Genomic DNA, 18052 nt, shown 5'->3' on the forward strand with positions numbered 1-18052 from the left:
ATAAAATAGCCATTTAACCTTGAAAGAAAAAATATGCCACAAAAAATGAGGGTCAGTAACCATAGCGAATATAACAAATTTCTAGAAAAAAGAGGAAATATTTTTCATTATATCAACGAAGCCATAGAAAAGTGGTACGAGAATGGTCCAAAAATACCAGGTGGCAACAATATTTATAGCGATAAAGTTGTAATTTTGGTGCACATAATAACTTGTTTATTTAGAATAGGCCTGAGGCAAACAGTTGGGTTTATAGCAGGATACCTTGAGCAAATTGGGAAAAATTTGCAAGTTATCAGCTATTCACAATCATCAAGAAGGTTTAAGAAACTCAATATTAAGATCAATGATTGCAGAAAATAATATGGAAGATATCGAAATTGCTATAGACAGTACAGGAATTAGTATATACAACAACACTCCTGGTCATAGCAAAGAAAATAGCGAAGATAGAAAGTATCGCAGCTATGAACAGACAAGAAAATTGCATGTAATGTTGAATACAAACAGCAAAAAAGCCATAGCTGTAAAATACAGTAACGGCTGATCACTATGGAGCTTGTGATTTGCTAAAAGAAGTCGATTTTCAGTATGTCATAAAAGTACTATATGCAGATAGGGCATATGACAGAGAAAAGCTCTATAAGCTGTGTAATCAATATGGTATAAAAACGAAAATTCCTCCGAAAAACAACGCAGCAGAGCATCCAAAGTTAGACTATATGGCTGAGAGAAATTCTGCAGTCAAGCTCATAAAGTCATATGATGAAGATGGTATAAAGAAGTGGAAAAAAGAGATGAGTTATGGAAAAAGATCTTATATAGAAGGTTTTTTCTCGCGACTGAAACAAACATTCGGGTTTAGTTTTAGGAATAAATCTGAGACAAATAGAGAGAAGGAACTATAGTACTTCCCAAAGTAAATGATAAAGGTATAATAAGCTATTTGAGTTATAATGGCGTATAGTGTGGATTTAAGGGAAAGGGCAGTATCGATGATAGAAAAAGGGAAGTCAAAGGTTGAGGTGGCAGAGCTTTTGGAGATAGGAATAGCAACTCTGTACCGCTGGTTAAGAAAGAAAGCCGCTGGTGAAAGCCTAAGGCCATCGAAAAACGGCAGCTTTATTCGAAAAATAGACCCAAAAATACTCGAAGAATATGTTAAAAAGAATCCAGATCATACGCTGGCAGAGATGAAACAAAATCTTGGATTTGGAATAAATTCAATTTGGTATAGGCTGAAACAGCTAAGAATTACTTTAAAAAAAAGTTACACTATATCAAGAGCGCAATCAAGAAGATAGGCAGCGATTTACCGATAAAATCTCAAAAATAGACCATTCCAGCATCTTATATATAGATGAAGCAGGAGTTGATAATAGGTTATACCGAGAGTATGGACGTGCTCCAATAGGAAAGAAAATTTATGCAGATATTCCAGGAAGAAAACGAGAGAGAATCAGTATAATAGGCGGGTGGATTGGAAAGAGATTTATTGCACCAATGACTTTCAAAGGTGGGTGTGACAAAGAGGTATTCAATACATGGTTAGAGAAGATGTTATTACCTAAATTGCCACATGGTACTACAATAGTTATGGACAATGCCACATTCCATAAAACTCCCAAAACAAAGGAGTTAATAGATAATGCTAGATGCCGTTTGCTCTATCTACCAACATATTCACCAGATTTGAACCCTATAGAGCATTGTTGGAATACCATCAAAAGCCGCCTCAGACCTTTAATGCATAAATATACAGACTTACAACTTTTGGTTGGTAATACCATAATGGAAATTTATCACTCATTTTAGAAAATACTATACTTGTTAAATGCTATTTGCTCAATAAGTTCACTGATATTGGTATGGCTAAATTTGAGATAGCTTCATAAATTTATTGTGCGTTACCTACTATCCGAAGAGCGATGCAACAAAGCCATCCCAGTGTCAGCTACTTGGATGACAGAGGGGGGTGGGATGACAGAAGATGATGGAGTGACAGGGAGTAATACAAAAAGTTTCGTCATCCCCATTGAATCGGCTTTAAAATCGATGTTCAAAGTTGAAATTTCCCTAGAAGATGCGGGGAAAATCAGAAAAGGTCAGGAAGTTGTATTAAATAACTTGCGTAATTTAAAGAATCATGATATTTGTTGTACGGTGGTGGGTAGTGTACCTATTGCAATCTGCAGTTTTATTTATGGTTGTGTGAAACCTATTCGTGTTTTTAATATTTAAAATGAGGTTTAGATGTCGATAACATCCGAAAAGAAAAAGAGTTTGATAAATATATACGCAATTAAAGAAGATGATACAGGCTCATCTTTTGTACAATGTGCAATTTTGACCGAGAGGATCAGTAACTTAACTGAGCATTTTAAAGTGCACAAGCATGACCATCACTCTAAGCGTGGTTTACTTATATTGATAGGTAGAAGACGCAAGCACTTAAATTATATAAAGCGTAAATTTGGTAATGAAGCCTATCAGGAATTAATAGAGAAGTTAGGCATTAGAAAATAATCGAGGAATTTAATATGTTTAAAATTATAAAAAAATCTATAGAGTGGGGTGGTCGTGCCTTATCTTTAGAAACAGGAAAAATAGCACGCCAAGCTCATGGTTCAGTAGTTGTAAATTACGGTGATACTTCTGTTTTAGTAACTGTTGTACGTAAAAAGAAGGAAGAAAGCGTTGATTTCCTACCTTTAAATGTGCAGTTTATCGCAAAAAGCTATGCCATGGGTAAGATCCCTGGCGGGTTTTTTAAAAGAGAAGGCAAGCCATCTGATAGAGAAACTTTAATCTCAAGAGTAATAGATAGAAGTATAAGACCACTATTCCCAGAAGGATTTCATGATGAAATTAGTGTGGTGTGCAATCTATTAACTTATGATACAGTCAATCCTCCTGAAGTGCCAGCATTGATTGGTGCTGTTGCAGCTCTTGCAATTTCTGGTGTTCCCTTTCACTTTACTATAGCTGGAGTGATGGTTGGTTGTGATGAAAATAATAACTATATACTCAACCCTTCTGTTCAAGAGATGAAAGCAAGCAGCTTGGATCTGTTTTTGTCTGGTGATGAAAATTCAATTTTAATGGTTGAATCAGAAGTGAAAGAGCTCTCTGAAGAAAATGTTTTTAATGCAATAAAATTTGGCCATGAACACCTTAAGCCTGTCATTAAGCTCATAAAAGAGTTTGCTGATACAATTGGCAATAAACCTGAGAGCTTTGCCCCTATTGATGCATCAGATATAACACAAGAGCTCGAAAAATACGGTAAAGATTTTGAAAAAGCATATTCGCAAACAGTAAAACAAGAGCGAGTTCAAGCTCTAGAAGCGATCAGAGAGAATATATTGAATACTCTTAAAGAAACTGGAAAAGACGAAAAGTTAATTACGTATGCAGTAAAAAACTTTGAAAGATCTTTAGTACGTGAAATAATTAGGAAGAAAAGTGTAAGGATAGACAGTCGTAAGCATGATGAGATACGTCAGATAGAAGTTGAAGTTGATATTCTGTCCAAAACTCACGGTTCTGCACTATTTACAAGAGGCAATACTCAGGCACTGGTTGTTACTGCTCTTGGCACCACTCAAGATGAGCAAATTGTGGATGATATTGAAGGGGATAGACGTGAGCATTTCATGTTGCATTATAACTTTCCCTCATTTGCTGTTGGAGAAACTTCTGCTGCGCGTGCACCAGGAAGAAGAGAAATCGGTCATGGCAAACTTGCTTGGAAAGCAATTCATCCTGTTTTACCCGATAAGTCTGAATTTCCTTATACAATAAGAGTAGTGTCCGAAATTTTGGAGTCTGATGGTTCTTCTTCTATGGCAACAGTTTGTGGGACTTCTCTTGCTTTAATGGATACGGGTGTGCCAATAAAGGCCCCTGTTGCTGGAATTGCTATGGGTCTCATCAAAGATAAAGACGAGTATGTAATACTTTCCGATATACTTGGTGATGAAGATTATCTTGGTGATATGGACTTTAAAGTAGCAGGAACTAGTGAAGGGGTTACGGCGCTACAAATGGACATGAAAATTTCTGGTATAAGCTTTGAAATTGTTGAAAAATCTTTAGAACAGGCAAAAGCTGGAAGATTACATATTTTAGAAAAAATGAATGCAGTGATTTCAGAACACAGTGATGATGTCAAAGACCATGCACCAAGGATGTTATCATTTTACATAGATAAAGACAAAATTTCTGCTGCTATAGGTTCTAAGGGGAAAAATATACGCAGTGTGTGTGAAAGAAGTAATGCAAAAATTGAAATAGGAGATGATGGTAAAGTTTCTGTTTTTGCTACGAGTGGCACTGAAGCTGAAATTGCAAAGAGTATGATGATTGATTCAATAACAGAACTAGAACAAGGTTCTATAGTTGATGTCAAGGTTGTAAGAATAGAGAAGTCTATTGTAGAGCTTGAATTTCTTAATGGCAGAAAAGGAAAAATGCACATAAGTGAAGTAGCTAATGAACATATAGATTCTATAGAGAGCGTACTTAAACAAGATGATACTTTCAAAGCACTAGTAATTGACTTCGAAAAAGGTGGGTGTCCAAAGTTGTCAAGACGTCGGGTTGACCAAGAGACGGGAGAGTTTTTTGAAGGTGAGCTTTACAACGAGGAAAGGAAAGATGGTCCAAATGACAGGGATAATTATTACAATAATTCATTTAGTAGAAAACCTGGAGGAAGTCACCATAAGAGGCCTCCTCGTCCTCGTTCTGGTTTCAGCAACAGAAATAGGCCGAAATTTGGTAATAATGATTCATCATCAGGTTTTTATTAAGAGTAAACTTCTTGCGTTACCTCTCGTCATTCCAGTGCTTAACACTGGAATGACACCCTTTCTGGTGAAGGTTGTTCTCAAATCACAATGTTAGTACAATTGTGGTGTTAGCTATAGCTAACCCAAGGTATCCGTTCAGCGGAGTGGTAGAATAAGGTAGACAAAGTGATCTAAAAAGATAATCATAGAGCAAAAGTGAGGTAATGTGGTAAACCTTTTAGAACTTTGCAAAAATTTACAGCAAAAAATAGAAAAACTGAAAGCAGAGATAGAAAACTTAAAAGCAGAAAATAAAGCTTTAAAGATAGAGAACGCTGAATTAAAGGAAAGGCTTGGTTTAAACTCGAAAAATTCATCTCTACCGAGCTCTAAAGAATTGTACAAAACAAAAAAGGATAAGCCAAAAAGCGAAAGGAATGTTGGCGATCAGGTTGGGCATAAAGGAAATTTTCATGCTACAATGGAAGCGGATAAAGTAGTAAAAATAGAGTTGCCTAATATTTGCGAATGCGGAGGAGAGCTTGTAATATGCGAAAAACCTTATGTTCACCAAAAAGTTGATCTTCCGGAAATTAGGCCTTATGTAGTATAGCATTTCTCATAATAGTCCGAACAGGTCATAGGAAGGCAGAATCAACAGCACGACGAAAGGATTCGAATAGAGGAATGTTTTTCCTGGCTCTGTTTTTTATAGCAAACCAATGATGCTCAATTTTGTTGAAATCTGGAGAATAAGGCGGCAGATACAAAATTTCTGCACCAACCCCTTTAGCAAGCTCGATAATCTTATCAGACTTATGAAAAGTAGCATTGTCAAGAATGACAGTCTGTCCAGGTTCCAAGATCGGTGTCAAAAATTGCTCAACCCATCCATTAAAAACATCCATATTACAGTGGCCTTCAAAGGTTAACGGAACAACTATCTTTCTTCCACTTAAGGCTGCAACCATACTGATTCGTTGAGTTTTCTTTCCAGATTTTAAGGCATAAAACCGCTGTCCTTTCTGGCAATATCCGTAGGGGTAGTCTTCGGTGTTATCAATGCCAGACTCATCTATATACACTAAGTTTTTAGGTTCTTTTGTCGCTATAATTTTCAAAAATTCAGCACGTTTTTCTTCGTTTCTTTCCTTGTATCCATATGTCTTTTTTTGCGCGTAAATCCAATTTTTTTAAGGGCTCGATAGATCGTTTGGATACTAACGTTGTTCCAAAGTTTAGCCATTTCCGATAGAGTCTTTCCTCCGTGTTCTCTGGCAAATTTGGCAAAGGTATCCCAGTCGGTAATTTTGTGATTGTAACCCCCATTTCCAAGTTTTTTTGATTGAAAGTCTCCTGTTTCTTTTCTTCTTTGCTGCCACTCCCATAAAGTAGTTCGTCCAATCTTAAATCTTGCTGCCACTGTTTCTCTGCTTTCTCCTTCGTCTAGCGCTTCCATTGCTTTTTTTCTTAAATCATAACTATATGCTGCTGGCATTCAACCTCCTTATCATCATCTACCCTTATCCTATCACATCCGGACTTTTATGGAAAGAGCTATAAGAGGTTGTCCGGAAACTAGTAAATTCAAGCATATTCCCTCTTTAACATAACCCTACTCATAGCTAGGTATATGAAATTCTCAGTGGATGTTGTGAGTAAATCATACTCCTTCGATAGCCTTCTATTCCTATTAACCCAAGCAAAAGTCCTTTCTACAACCCATCTTCTTGGCTGTACTTTAAACCCTTGTTCTCTTGTTGGTAGTAGCTCAGGTGGCGTATCTTTGTGCACCCAAAATCTACATGGAGGCCTTTTAACAATTTCAATATCTATGTCATATTCTTCCTTTATGTGATTCTTTAAATTTCTTCCTTGGTATCCCATGTCAGCCCACATTTTTTTAACTTTAGTATATTTTGTTCTCATATTGTTTAATGCTATTTTAATACCATCTCTATCATTTTCGTTAGCAGCGCCTACGTAACAACCTAGTATAAAACCCTGAGTGTCTGTAATTATATGCCTTTTTCTACCCTTTACTTTTTTACTTCCATCATAGCCTTTGATCCCCCCTTTTCTGTAGTCTTTACAGATTGACTATCTACTATACAGGCACTCGGCTGCTCATTCCTTCCTATTTTTCTTCTACTATATTTTGTAATTTCATAATTCATTTTCTCAAAAATTCCCTGCTTCTTCCATTGCCTGAACTGCTCATACACAGTCTTCCATAGCGGAAAATCATTTGGTAAATACCGCCATTGACACCCTGTACGCAATACATAGAAAATTGCTTCTAATATTTCTCTTTTGCTATACTTTGGCGGCCTTCCTCCTTTCTTGTATGATACTCTGAAGTGTTTTTCTATTCTTGCCCATTCCCTTTCGCTTAGATCTGTTGGATACTTTTTTCTCATCTTTACCCCGTACTAAAATTTCAGATATTATAGCCTTTTACTTGTTTCCGGACAACCTCTAATATGGAAGATATCGAAATTGCTATAGACAGTACAGGAATTAGTATATACAACAACACACAGCAAGGAAAATAGCACTGACAGAAAATATCGTGGCTATGAGCAAACGAGAAAATTGCACGTAATGTTGAATATAAACAACAAAAAAGCCATAGCTGTAAAATACAGTAACGGCTGATCACTATGGAGCTTGTGATTTGCTAAAAGAAGTTGATTTTCAGCATGCCATAAAAGCACTATATGCAGATAGAGCATGTGATAGGCACAAGTTTTATAAGTTGTGTAACGAATATGATATAAAGACAAAAATTCCACCAATAAACAATGCGGCAGAACATCCAGAAATAGATTATATGTCTAACAGGAATGCTGCTATTAGGTTAATAAAATTATACGGTGAAGATGGCATGAAAGAATGGAAAAAAGAAGTAAATTATGGGAAAAGATCTTATATTGAAGGGTTTTTCTCAAGATTAAAGCAAATATTCGGATTTAGTTTTAGGAATAAATCTGAGATAAATCGAGAAAAAGAACTGCTAATCAAATGCTATTTGCTTAATAAATTCACTGATATTGGTATGGCTAAATTTGAGATAGTTACATGAATTTACCATAAATCACCATCTCATAAAGTGTGATGCAACAAAGCCATCCCAGTGTCAAGCACTGGGATGACACCCTTTTGGATGGAAACCAGTGTCAGGTACTCGGATGACACCATTTACAACCACTCTCCTACCCTTTCTAGCTGTTTATAGCTGTTAAATCTCAGGAATTTATCAAAATATGGAGAGGCAATAAAGGGTGTGGAATTACTTAAATAGTTAGATAAAAAACCAGGCAGATCATTTTTTAATTCTTGCATTTTGTATCTATAATTTTGTATAGAAATAACTTTTATTTTATCATAATCAAGTTTCCAATAAGCAAGTTCTGAGACTTCTCTTTTTGTTATATGTTCTACCGCTAAGGCTTGTAAAATTAATTGCGGAAAAAATCCCGACATTACTTCTTCATTGGAAGGTGGTGTACCAAGCTTATAGTCTATAATTGCCACTTGCCCACTTGGTAGATACTCAACTCTATCACATCTTGCTATCAGTGAAATTTCTTGTGGCTTATTTGTCATCCAAGCAGTTTCATACTGATCACAAGAACCAGTGTCACGCGCTGGAATATGAAATATCGGACAGGAAAAGTTCTTTTCCAACTCAACATAATTGCTTCGAGTTTCATCAAATTCGACAAAAGATTGAATTATCTTTTGTAGTCTTACCCACCACATATTTGAAAAATTAAACTGACTAGTCGAAAATGCTTCTCGTGCAATGCTCATTGGAGATTTTTTGTTGCGTAAATATCTTGCAAGAATGTTGTGTACCATAGTGCCAAATTCCAATATCGATGGCTTAAAATTCAAGTCTCTTAATTGTTTAAGACCCAGTATATATTCAACGTAAAATGAATAAGGATTACGAATTAGCTTTTCTATTGCACTGCAAGACATCACCTGCATTTTTTCTTTTCTAACTTCGGTTTGAGGTTTTGGCATAGGCTGAGTACATGGAACAATACATTCAGGCGTATTTAATATCCTTAGCCAATCACGATACGGCTGCTTCCCCTCCTTGAGCAGAATTTCCAAACGCTGCAATAGAATTGGCTTTCTATGGCTTAGCGATCTTGTAATATAAACCTTACTTGCACAAAACAAATTGTGTAAAGTATAAAAAAAATACCCCTGCTCTTCTTGCACGGCAGGAAGATTAAATTTTTCTCTCGTAAATGCATTCAAAAGCGGATTTTGAAAGCTTGGCGCTTCATTAAATCCAGCAAGTATTACAACTTTGTTGTGATATAAGCTGAATTTATTCAAGTCACTTGCTACAGAGAAAAACTCTTTCTCTAAAAATAAGGTCAGAATTTGGCTATATAACTCTAAGGAGCACTTAATTTCTACACCCTCACATGCATTCAAGAAATTACAGGTGAAATTACCTATTTCACTATTTAGCTCTGAAAAATTTATACCAGATAATATATTAATACACTGCAAATGAGTTGCTACCACATCAGAAATAGAGTAATTTATAGAATTAAGCAAAGGATTAAATATAGCCTCTAACTTATTGATAATAAGTAATATATCTTCTTTATGTTTTAGCTTTTTATGGGCATTGATAGCATTTATAATATCGCTCAGGCCATTTGTACTAAAGTTGCGTAATATCTCTATTTCAAATTCAGATAAAATCCGAGTGTACTCTTCTTGAGTGTAACCAAAAGTCACTAGCCTATGTTTAAGGAGCGAAAGTAATGACACACTGCTCCAATTTGAGGTCAAAACTTCGATACTATAAAGCAGAAGCGTTATATAAGGGTAATTTTCCGGTATGGCACTGTGTTGCCTTGATAAACATGCTATACGAGCTGCAAGTAATTTATCAAAGACGACCAAAGAAATGTTTTCATAACCTTCATTTTCTATAATTAATGATGTCACTTGTGCTTCTTCCTCTCTGGAATCACAAGTGATGACTTCAATATTGCCAACATGTCCACTACTAACTTTGCTTAGATCGGCAGTTGTATCAAAGACGTAATCTAGATATTCCTCAGGACTTCCTGTTATCCCCGCCCTTTCTTCTGTCATCCCAGTGCTTGACACTGGGATCCAGTTTTCATTATACAGCCACCTGGTGCGCTCATTTAAAGTTAAGTTTTCTGGATCCCAGTGTCTGGGCACTGGAGAACACGCTTCTGGCAGAAAACTTACATCCTCTCTGCCTATACTTAAATAACCTAGCAGATCTTTCAGACAATATTGATAGTGTTTTTTATCAAGCAATTTCCAGTCTTTCTCTTTAATTTTCAAATTCAGGTTAGGCAAAATTATTTCTCCAAACGGCAGGTCATATATAGCCTTAATTAACGACTTATCCTTTCCAATTCCAACAAAGATTATATGTTGGTCTTTTTGTAAAGAGATTATCATATTGTTTATGTAATCACTCTTATGTTTTAATATATCTACTACTTCTAAATCTTTTAAAGTTTTACTCCAAGTCTCAGTGAGTAAGCTTATGAAATTCTCTATTTTTTTTGAATGTTCATCAAATTGATAACAATCCGTTGTTTGGGTAGATTGAATTTTATCAAGCAGTGATGGCAGGCTATAAGCTAAATCAATTGGAAAATTATCATTATTTTTTCTATTCCACTCCAATATGAATTGAATGAGTAGCAGTGTCCTTTTTGTTGGCTTGATAACTTTAACCCTATCAAGATTTAATATTAAATCTTCCTCATCAATATTCTCTAGCGAAACTATCTCTGGCAAAATTATGCATTTTTTAGCGTTATGATTCTTGAATGCACTCAGCAGCGCTATCACATCCCTCTTGCAAGGAAGTATGATTTTTACTTCAGGAATTTTTTCTCTTTCATATTCAGAAAATATGTGCTGAACCAGCACATCAAAAAGAGATTCATCCACATTAACGGTAAAAACTCTTCCCACTAACAGTAACAATTAATACAATATTTTATTGTATAGAAATTATTCAAAATATAAACGTGCTTGTATGCTATTATATATTAAAATTTTTTATAACATTACATGGCAAACATTAGAATAGAAGTTTTAAATAAATGCGAGCAAATTGGCCGCAGATGGTTAGTCAACGTTTACTCGATTTACATACGCAAAGGATTACCATCCAAATTATATGAAGAAATTTGCGGGCTATTTTATAATAAAGTCATACAAGACTGCCGTTATTATTCCTACAATGAAAACCTTGAAGAAGTTCCGTATGATTTCATAGAACCACAAGCAAAGTGGGGCTTGGAAATAAGCTTCTTACCTGGCATGACCGATAATGTAGGCAACACAGTGAAACAAATTGTTAGAGAATATTTAATAAACAAGGACTACATTGATGAAAATGTTTGTATAAAAGCAAGAAGTTCAAAATTGATTCTAAGTCAAGCAACTGAAGATGATATAAAACAAGAATTTAATCCTATCACTGAGTATTGCATTCTTGTTTATAAAGAAAACGGCAATTGCTATTGGAGGCATTACGGTAAATTAAAAGGTGTCATCCCAGTGCCCAGACACTGGGATCCAGAAAACTTCAAGCAATTGTATAATGAAAACTGGATTCCAGTGTCAAGCACTGGAATGACAGAGGGGGAAACAGGAATGACAGAAGGGAGAGCTGGAGATACCCACTCCGGTGTCATTCCAGCGCGTGACCAGGAAAAAAAAGAATGGATCCCAGTGTCAAGCACTGGGATGACAGAAGAGAGCACTGGGATGACATCAAGTAGTAATGGGGCTAAGTCTGTTGACCTCAATGTAAGTGACCAAGAGCTTGAAAAAATTAGTAGAGATGGAATCGATGGCAATGGCACTTTAGGTCTCTCCCTTGCAGCAATGAAGGATATAAAGGATTACTTCAATAAACTTGGCAGAAATCCATATGATATCGAACTTGAGTCTCTGGCACAGACTTGGTCTGAACATTGTAAACACAATATTTTTTGCTCCCCTATTGATGAAATAAAAGACGGTCTATATGCTCACTATATTAAGCGTGCAACGCGTGAGATAAATTCTGACATATGTGTGTCAGTTTTCTCTGACAACGCAGGAGGAATAATTTTTGATGACGATTACTTGATTGTAGATAAAGTTGAAACCCACAATAGCCCTTCAGCTCTTGATCCATTTGGTGGAGCAATGACTGGGGTACTTGGAGTAAATCGTGATATAGTTGGTTTCGGGAAAGGCGCGGAGCCTATAATGAATACCTATTACTTTTGCTTTGCCAAAGAAGCAAAAGGCAAATTTTATAGGGATAAAGAGCGCACTGATGAGATCTTACCGCCAAAATATATAATGAAAAAAGTGATCCATGGTGTTAATGTTGCTGGTAATTGCTCTGGTATTCCAACACAACTTGGATCGGTATATTTTGACGATAGATTTTGTGGCAAGCCGCTGGTTTTTGTTGGCAGTGTCGGAATTATTCCGCGCAACATAAATAACGCACCTTCTCACATTAAAGGACCAAAAAATGGCGATAAAATCGTAATTATTGGTGGAAGAGTTGGAAGGGACGGAATTCACGGCGCAACGTTTTCCTCAGAGGCTTTGTCGGGAAACAGCCCTTCAACGATTGTGCAAATTGGTGACCCTATAACACAAAAAAAACTATCCAATGCCGTCATAAAAGCAAGAGATCTTGGTCTTTATAATGCAATAACGGACAATGGAGCAGGTGGGCTGTCGTCGTCTATTGGTGAAATGGGAAAAGACGGATTTGAAGTTGATTTGAGCAAGGTTCTCCTTAAAAACGATGGTATGGCTCCGTGGGAAATATGGATATCAGAATCACAAGAGAGAATGACCTTAGCAGTGCCAGAAGAAAATCTCCCTATGTTTAAGCAAATCATGAAAAAACATGATGTGGAGGTTTGTGTGATTGGAGAGTTTAATGAGAGTGGTAAAGCCGTTGTTAAATGTCCTAAAGGGACAGTAATAATGGATATCGGAACTGAATTTCTGCATGATGGTAATCCTAAAATGCATTTACAGACAAAGCCGTGGTCTAAGGGGCTTCCAGCGCCACGCGCTGGAATGACAACAAGTTCGCCTTCTTTAGAAATTGAATTAAAAGAAATGTTAAGCAGACCAAACATTTGCAGTAAAGAGTTCATAGTGGTGCAATATGATCATGAGGTTCAAGGATCGTCAGTGTTAAAACCACTGCAAGGCAAGGGAAGAATGTGCAGCGAAGCTATTGTCTCAAGGCCTGTTCTTTCTTCAAATAAAGGTGTTGTAAAATCGCAAGGATTTGGCTCAAGTTATGGAGAAATTGACACCTACCACATGGCAGCATGTGCAATTGACACCGCGATACGCAACTATGTAGCCGCAGGAGGAAATATAAATCATCTAGCGTTGCTCGACAATTTTTGCTGGTGTGATGCTTATAATCCAGAAAGGTTGTGGCAACTAAAGAAAGCTGCAGAGGCTTGTTACGACTTCGCAACTGCATTTAAAACACCATTCATATCCGGAAAAGACAGTATGTTCAATGACTTCAAGGGATATGATGAAAATGGCGAGAAAGTGATAATCTCTGCACCACCTTCATTACTCATCTCAGCAATTGGAATTATAGAAAATATTGAAAATGCGGTATCGCTTGATGTAAAAATGCCAGGGGACTTGATATATGTGCTTGGAGAAACACTTGATGAACTTGGTAGATCTGAATATCAGTTATATAGTGGAATAGGTAATAACAACGTACCAAAAGTTGATGCAAAGAGCGCTAGGAAGTTGTATGAGCGTTACAACCAGGCAATAAAAGATGGCATAATTGCCTCTGCAATTGCACCAAACTTAGGCGGATTAGTTATTGCTCTGGCAAAATCGCTAATTGCAGGAGACCTTGGTGCTGAAATCGATCTTTCACTAGTGCCAATAGGAAAAATACAAAATACAGACATAATAAACAAGATAATAATGTTTTCTGAATCGCAAAGTAGAATTTTGGTTACTATTGCACCACAAAATCAGAAGAGGTTTGAAGAATTGTTTGAAGGTGCAGTTTATTCATGTATTGGCAAAGTAACAGAGAAAAAGGTGCTAAACATAAAGGATGTTTTAAAAGTAGATCTGAAAGATGTGGCATGCTAATATAAAATATTTTTCTTATTATGCTAAATAACTCTTTTACTATATGTAATGTTTATTTAGAATGAATGTATGTTATTAATTTTGGGTAGGTAATTATGTCTATTTTATCGATACTCCTGTTTATCAGTCTTTCTTTACTCAACACTGCAAATAAATTGATGATATGTGCTGCCTTATTTGTGGGAGCTGCTTTAGTTGTAAATTCAATGGTTGAATTTTATGGCAGAAGCAAAGCTACGTACAGCTTAATGGTGTGTACAACGCTATGTTGTGTTTTTAAATTGCAAAGTTTTAATTTGATGATATTGATTTCATATACTGCAATTTTAGTATCTCTTCTCTCAAGCATAATTATTTTTGAAAAATTGAAGTCCAAGTTGAATTTTCATATGGCAAATTTCATTACTTTAATTATAGCATCAGTGGTTGATAGTGCCGTTGTATGTGTTGGATTACTATACAAATTTTCTGCAGGTAAATGCTTATCAATATACATTAGAGATTTAATTTTTAAGTTTTCTTATGTGTCAGTATTGAGCATCTGCTTGTTTGTAGGAATGTATTTATTTTGCTTGGCGAACAAGAAGTATTTTAAGATTTCCACATAACCTGTTTTCTGATATAGCTAAACTGACTTTGGGTCCTGGGGGTGTATTTGGTGGTCCTAATACGTAACAACAGTTTAGAATTTATAGGTAGCCTAAACCCACAACTGTACAAACACTATGATTTGAGCCTATCAGGGGGGTGTCATTCCAGTGCCCAGACACTGGAATCCAGAAAAAAGAATGGTGTCATCCCAGTGCTTGACACATAGCTGTACGAACATTCATTTTTGAAGGTAAATTGCACAGCAAATGGTGTCATTCCAGTCTGGAATCCAGAAATTTTGCTTATAACTGAGCTGATGAGCTAAAGGTAGTTGTCTTACGCTAAAACAAACGTTTTTAATTAAGTTGCATAGAACCAGTGTCTGGGCACTGGCCCACTGGTGGGAATTGCTCCTAAACTACAACGTTCGTACAGCTATGTGCTTGACACTGGGATGACATCATAGGGGCACTGGCCTACTTAACCGTCATACCGTCGCGGTATCTCAGCCGCTAACAAGTAGCGGAATGACGATTTATCAAACGCTGCTTAATTTTCCGTAACAGTTGAAAAAATCAATAGAAAATCAATATATCACTATAAATTCACGTATTTTGAGGCTATAATGGTTAATACGCTATATGGTATAATATGGACGATTTTATCAGAGTTAAGGGCGCAAGGGAACATAATCTGCAAGGTGTAGACGTCAATATACCGAAAAATAAGCTAGTTGTTATAACTGGGCTAAGTGGTTCTGGCAAGTCTAGCCTTGCATTTGATACGATTTATGCAGAAGGCCAACGCCGGTACGTTGAAAGCCTGTCAGCTTACGCGCGTCAATTTCTCAACATTCAGGATAAACCAGATGTTGAGTCGATTACAGGTCTCTCTCCTGCAATATCTATCAACCAGAAATCGATCTCAAAAAATCCAAGGTCAACAGTTGGAACTGTTACCGAAATTTACGATTACTTGCGCTTAGTATATGCACGAATAGGAGTTCCTTATTCACCTGCAACTGGATTACCAATAACAAAACAAACGGTGTCTCAAATTGTAGATACTATAATTGCGTTACCTTTAGAAACTAAGATATATATACTTGCCCCTGTTGTGCGTGGTAGAAAGGGAGAACATCTTAAAGAGATATTGGAAATTAAAAGACAAGGTTACGTAAGGTTCAAAATAGATGGTGAAGTGTACAATGTAGATGACTTGCCTAAACTCGATAAGAACAAGAAACACGACATTTTTGTGGTTGCAGATAGAATATCAATATTGGGCGATATAGGAAATCGACTGCCAAGTAGTATAGAATCCGCACTAAAACTTGGTAATGGTCTAATGTATGTAGAAATAGTAAACCTACCTGACAACCATAATTCCGAGTATAAAAATGGTCAAATTCTGACTTTTTCAGAGAATTTTGCATGCCCCGAGTCTGGTTTCACTCTTGAGGAAATAGAACCAAGATTATTTTCTTTTAACAGCCCTTACGGTGCATGTGGTTCGTGTAATGGGCTTGGTAAAAAGCTGGCTATTGATGTGAAGCTGATAGTGCCAGATGAAACTCTTTCAATATCTGAAAGCGCTTTAAAGCCAGTGGGATCAATGTTCCGTCAAGTGCACACAGGTTATGGATTTTTAAAAAGTGCAATTCTATCACTGGCTGAAAATTGTAAATTTAGCCTTGATGTTCCGTGGAAGAACATAGATCAAGAAGTAAAAGATATGATACTCTTTGGCTTCGGTAAATTTCAAGGTTTGGTCAGTATCTTAGAAAACCAGATGGATTATGATGAAACGCTTGTTGAGCGATATTGCTCTGTTACTCACTGCAGAGAATGCACTGGCTATAGATTGAGAAAAGAAGCGCTTACAGTAAAAATTGATAGCAAACATATAGGTGAAATATCAGGGCTCAGCATCGATGAATCCCTTAAATGGTTTGAAAATTTGCCAGACAAGCTCACAGAACAACAGAAGCAAATCTCAAGTAAAATATTAAATGAAATAATCAAGAGGCTAGCATTTTTAAAGAATGTAGGGTTGAATTACCTAACGCTTGATCGAGAATCTAGCACTCTCTCTGGCGGTGAGAGTCAGAGGATCAGACTTGCTTCACAAATTGGCTCTGGTTTAACAGGAGTGCTGTACGTGCTTGATGAACCCTCGATAGGCCTTCATCAATGTGATAATGATCGGTTAATTGCCACACTAAAAAACTTAAGAGACATGGGTAACACTGTAATCGTTGTTGAGCATGATGAAGATACAATAATGGCTGCTGATTATGCGATTGATATTGGTCCTGGAGCTGGCGTAAATGGTGGAAAAGTTGTTGCAGAAGGAACACCAGACCAGGTGCAAAGAAATTCGGGGAGCATAACAGGGCAATATTTGAGTGGAGAGAAAAAAATTTTAATTCCAAGGAGAAGAAAGCAAGCAACTCAGTTCATAAAAGTAATAAATGCATGTGAAAATAACTTAAAAAATGTGAACGTTAAATTTCCTATAGGGAATCTTATTTGTGTTACTGGAATATCAGGAGGGGGAAAATCAAGTTTAGTCATAGAAACGTTATATAAATATTCAGCACATAAGATACATCATTCGTCTGCAAGGTATGGTCAGTGTGATAGAATAGAAGGCCTTGAATATATAGATAAAGTTATAGAAGTTGATCAGTCGCCAATTGGTAGAACTCCTGCGTCAAATCCAGCAACATATGTTGGTATGTTCACTCATATAAGAAATTGGTTTGCAGGTCTTTCGGAGTCAAAAGCAAGGGGATATAATATAGGCCGGTTTTCATTTAATACCAGAGGGGGAAGGTGTGAGGCTTGTAAAGGTGATGGGCACTTAAAGATAGAGATGCATTTTCTACCGGACGTTTATGTGAAGTGTGAGCAATGTAAAGGGCGAAGGTATAATCGGGAAACATTGGAAGTTACTTATAAAGAAAAATCAATCTCTGATGTCCTTGATATGACGATAGATCAAGCTTGTGATTTTTTTGAAAACCTTCCAATGGTAAAAGAAAAGTTGATTTCTTTGCAGGAAGTGGGGCTTGGCTATATAAAACTCGGACAGTCGTCAACAACGTTGTCTGGGGGTGAAGCACAACGAATAAAGCTGTCCAAGGAGCTATCAAAACGATTTACCGGAAGAACATTGTATATTCTTGATGAGCCAACAACTGGATTACACTTTGAAGATATAAATAACTTACTAAAAATACTCCATAGATTAGTCGATCTGGGAAACACTGTTATAGTTATCGAGCACAATTTGCACGTTATAAAAACTGCAGATTATATAATAGACATCGGACCAGAGGGCGGAATAAAAGGCGGAGAAGTGATTGCTACTGGAACTCCAGAAGAAGTGGTAAAAATTCCAGAAAGTGTTACAGGCAGGTATCTTAAAACGTATTTATTATAAACTATTTCTTAATTATATTAGGCTAG

At 36.5% G+C, this 18052-nt stretch carries 16 protein-coding genes and 1 pseudogene; 14 read left to right on the forward strand and 3 right to left on the reverse strand.

Annotation, left to right across the window (positions count from 1 at the left end; translation table 11 throughout):
• Window positions 1-33 precede the first annotated feature (33 nt).
• From ABWU72_RS01445 to ABWU72_RS01485, 9 genes and pseudogenes are all read left to right on the forward strand, one after another.
• A complete protein-coding gene (locus ABWU72_RS01445; protein WP_007548762.1) occupies window positions 34-363 on the forward strand; it encodes a transposase in 330 nt (109 codons plus the stop codon).
• Window position 364: 1 nt separating this feature from the next.
• Window positions 365-547: a transposase gene (locus ABWU72_RS01450; protein WP_167347183.1), complete on the forward strand. Its 183-nt coding sequence runs from the start codon at window positions 365-367 to the stop codon at window positions 545-547.
• 19 nt (window positions 548-566) lie between these two features.
• The gene (locus ABWU72_RS01455) at window positions 567-908 is read left to right on the forward strand and encodes a transposase (protein WP_353283813.1); all 342 of its coding nucleotides are present in this window, start codon (window positions 567-569) and stop codon (window positions 906-908) included.
• 48 nt (window positions 909-956) lie between these two features.
• Window positions 957-1304 carry an IS630 transposase-related protein gene (locus ABWU72_RS01460; RefSeq protein ID WP_155968342.1) on the forward strand — a complete coding sequence of 116 codons (348 nt, stop codon included), beginning with the start codon at window positions 957-959 and terminating at the stop codon, window positions 1302-1304.
• 28 nt (window positions 1305-1332) lie between these two features.
• Entirely contained in the window at window positions 1333-1815 is a 483-nt protein-coding gene (locus ABWU72_RS01465; RefSeq protein WP_231115908.1) for an IS630 family transposase, read from the forward strand.
• An 87-nt stretch (window positions 1816-1902) separates the two neighbouring features.
• Window positions 1903-2241 carry a hypothetical protein gene (locus tag ABWU72_RS01470; RefSeq protein ID WP_231115842.1) on the forward strand — a complete coding sequence of 113 codons (339 nt, stop codon included), beginning with the start codon at window positions 1903-1905 and terminating at the stop codon, window positions 2239-2241.
• Window positions 2242-2253: 12 nt separating this feature from the next.
• Window positions 2254-2526 (forward strand): 30S ribosomal protein S15, encoded by a 273-nt coding sequence (gene rpsO / locus ABWU72_RS01475; RefSeq protein ID WP_006279944.1) that lies wholly within the window; start codon window positions 2254-2256, stop codon window positions 2524-2526.
• Window positions 2527-2540: 14 nt separating this feature from the next.
• Window positions 2541-4814, forward strand: a complete 2274-nt coding sequence (gene pnp, locus ABWU72_RS01480; RefSeq protein ID WP_155969351.1) for a polyribonucleotide nucleotidyltransferase — start codon at window positions 2541-2543, stop codon at window positions 4812-4814.
• A gap of 205 nt (window positions 4815-5019) precedes the next feature.
• Window positions 5020-5403: pseudogene (locus ABWU72_RS01485) on the forward strand (IS66 family transposase); the annotation flags it as partial.
• Between the two features lie 28 nt (window positions 5404-5431).
• Here ABWU72_RS01485 and ABWU72_RS01490 read toward each other — a convergent pair.
• Together ABWU72_RS01490 and ABWU72_RS01495 are read right to left on the reverse strand one after the other, a co-directional pair.
• A protein-coding gene (locus ABWU72_RS01490; protein ID WP_353283814.1) for an IS630 family transposase occupies window positions 5432-6291 on the reverse strand; the annotation gives its coding sequence in 2 pieces (ribosomal slippage) (window positions 5432-5967 and window positions 5967-6291; 861 coding nt in all).
• Between the two features lie 89 nt (window positions 6292-6380).
• Window positions 6381-7213, reverse strand: a protein-coding gene (locus ABWU72_RS01495) for an IS5-like element ISWpi1 family transposase (protein ID WP_094189578.1) whose coding sequence is annotated in 2 segments (ribosomal slippage) — window positions 6381-6844 and window positions 6844-7213 — 834 coding nt in all. Because the reading frame shifts where the segments join, the coding sequence is not laid out codon by codon here.
• A 257-nt stretch (window positions 7214-7470) separates the two neighbouring features.
• On the opposite strand from ABWU72_RS01495, the gene ABWU72_RS01500 reads away from it, so the two are divergent.
• A complete protein-coding gene (locus ABWU72_RS01500) occupies window positions 7471-7878 on the forward strand; it encodes a transposase (RefSeq protein ID WP_196770142.1) in 408 nt (135 codons plus the stop codon).
• Window positions 7879-7994: 116 nt separating this feature from the next.
• Here the strand turns inward: ABWU72_RS01500 and ABWU72_RS01505 are convergent, their stop codons facing one another.
• The gene (locus tag ABWU72_RS01505) at window positions 7995-10793 is read right to left on the reverse strand and encodes a WPE palindromic element domain-containing protein (RefSeq protein ID WP_353284054.1); all 2799 of its coding nucleotides are present in this window, start codon (window positions 10791-10793) and stop codon (window positions 7995-7997) included.
• 99 nt (window positions 10794-10892) lie between these two features.
• On the opposite strand from ABWU72_RS01505, the gene ABWU72_RS01510 reads away from it, so the two are divergent.
• The 4 genes from ABWU72_RS01510 to uvrA all read left to right on the forward strand — a co-directional run bounded on the left by ABWU72_RS01510 (window position 10893) and on the right by uvrA (window position 18026).
• Window positions 10893-13988, forward strand: coding sequence for an AIR synthase-related protein (locus tag ABWU72_RS01510; RefSeq protein ID WP_155969433.1), 3096 nt, complete (start codon window positions 10893-10895; stop codon window positions 13986-13988).
• A 95-nt stretch (window positions 13989-14083) separates the two neighbouring features.
• Window positions 14084-14596 carry a hypothetical protein gene (locus ABWU72_RS01515; protein WP_155969435.1) on the forward strand — a complete coding sequence of 171 codons (513 nt, stop codon included), beginning with the start codon at window positions 14084-14086 and terminating at the stop codon, window positions 14594-14596.
• Between the two features lie 50 nt (window positions 14597-14646).
• A complete protein-coding gene (locus ABWU72_RS01520) occupies window positions 14647-14805 on the forward strand; it encodes a hypothetical protein (RefSeq protein WP_161601225.1) in 159 nt (52 codons plus the stop codon).
• A gap of 425 nt (window positions 14806-15230) precedes the next feature.
• Window positions 15231-18026: an excinuclease ABC subunit UvrA gene (uvrA, locus tag ABWU72_RS01525; protein ID WP_353283815.1), complete on the forward strand. Its 2796-nt coding sequence runs from the start codon at window positions 15231-15233 to the stop codon at window positions 18024-18026.
• Window positions 18027-18052 lie beyond the last annotated feature (26 nt).

Source organism: Wolbachia endosymbiont (group A) of Lypha dubia (assembly GCF_964028575.1).
Classification (GTDB): Bacteria; Pseudomonadota; Alphaproteobacteria; order Rickettsiales; family Anaplasmataceae; genus Wolbachia; species Wolbachia pipientis.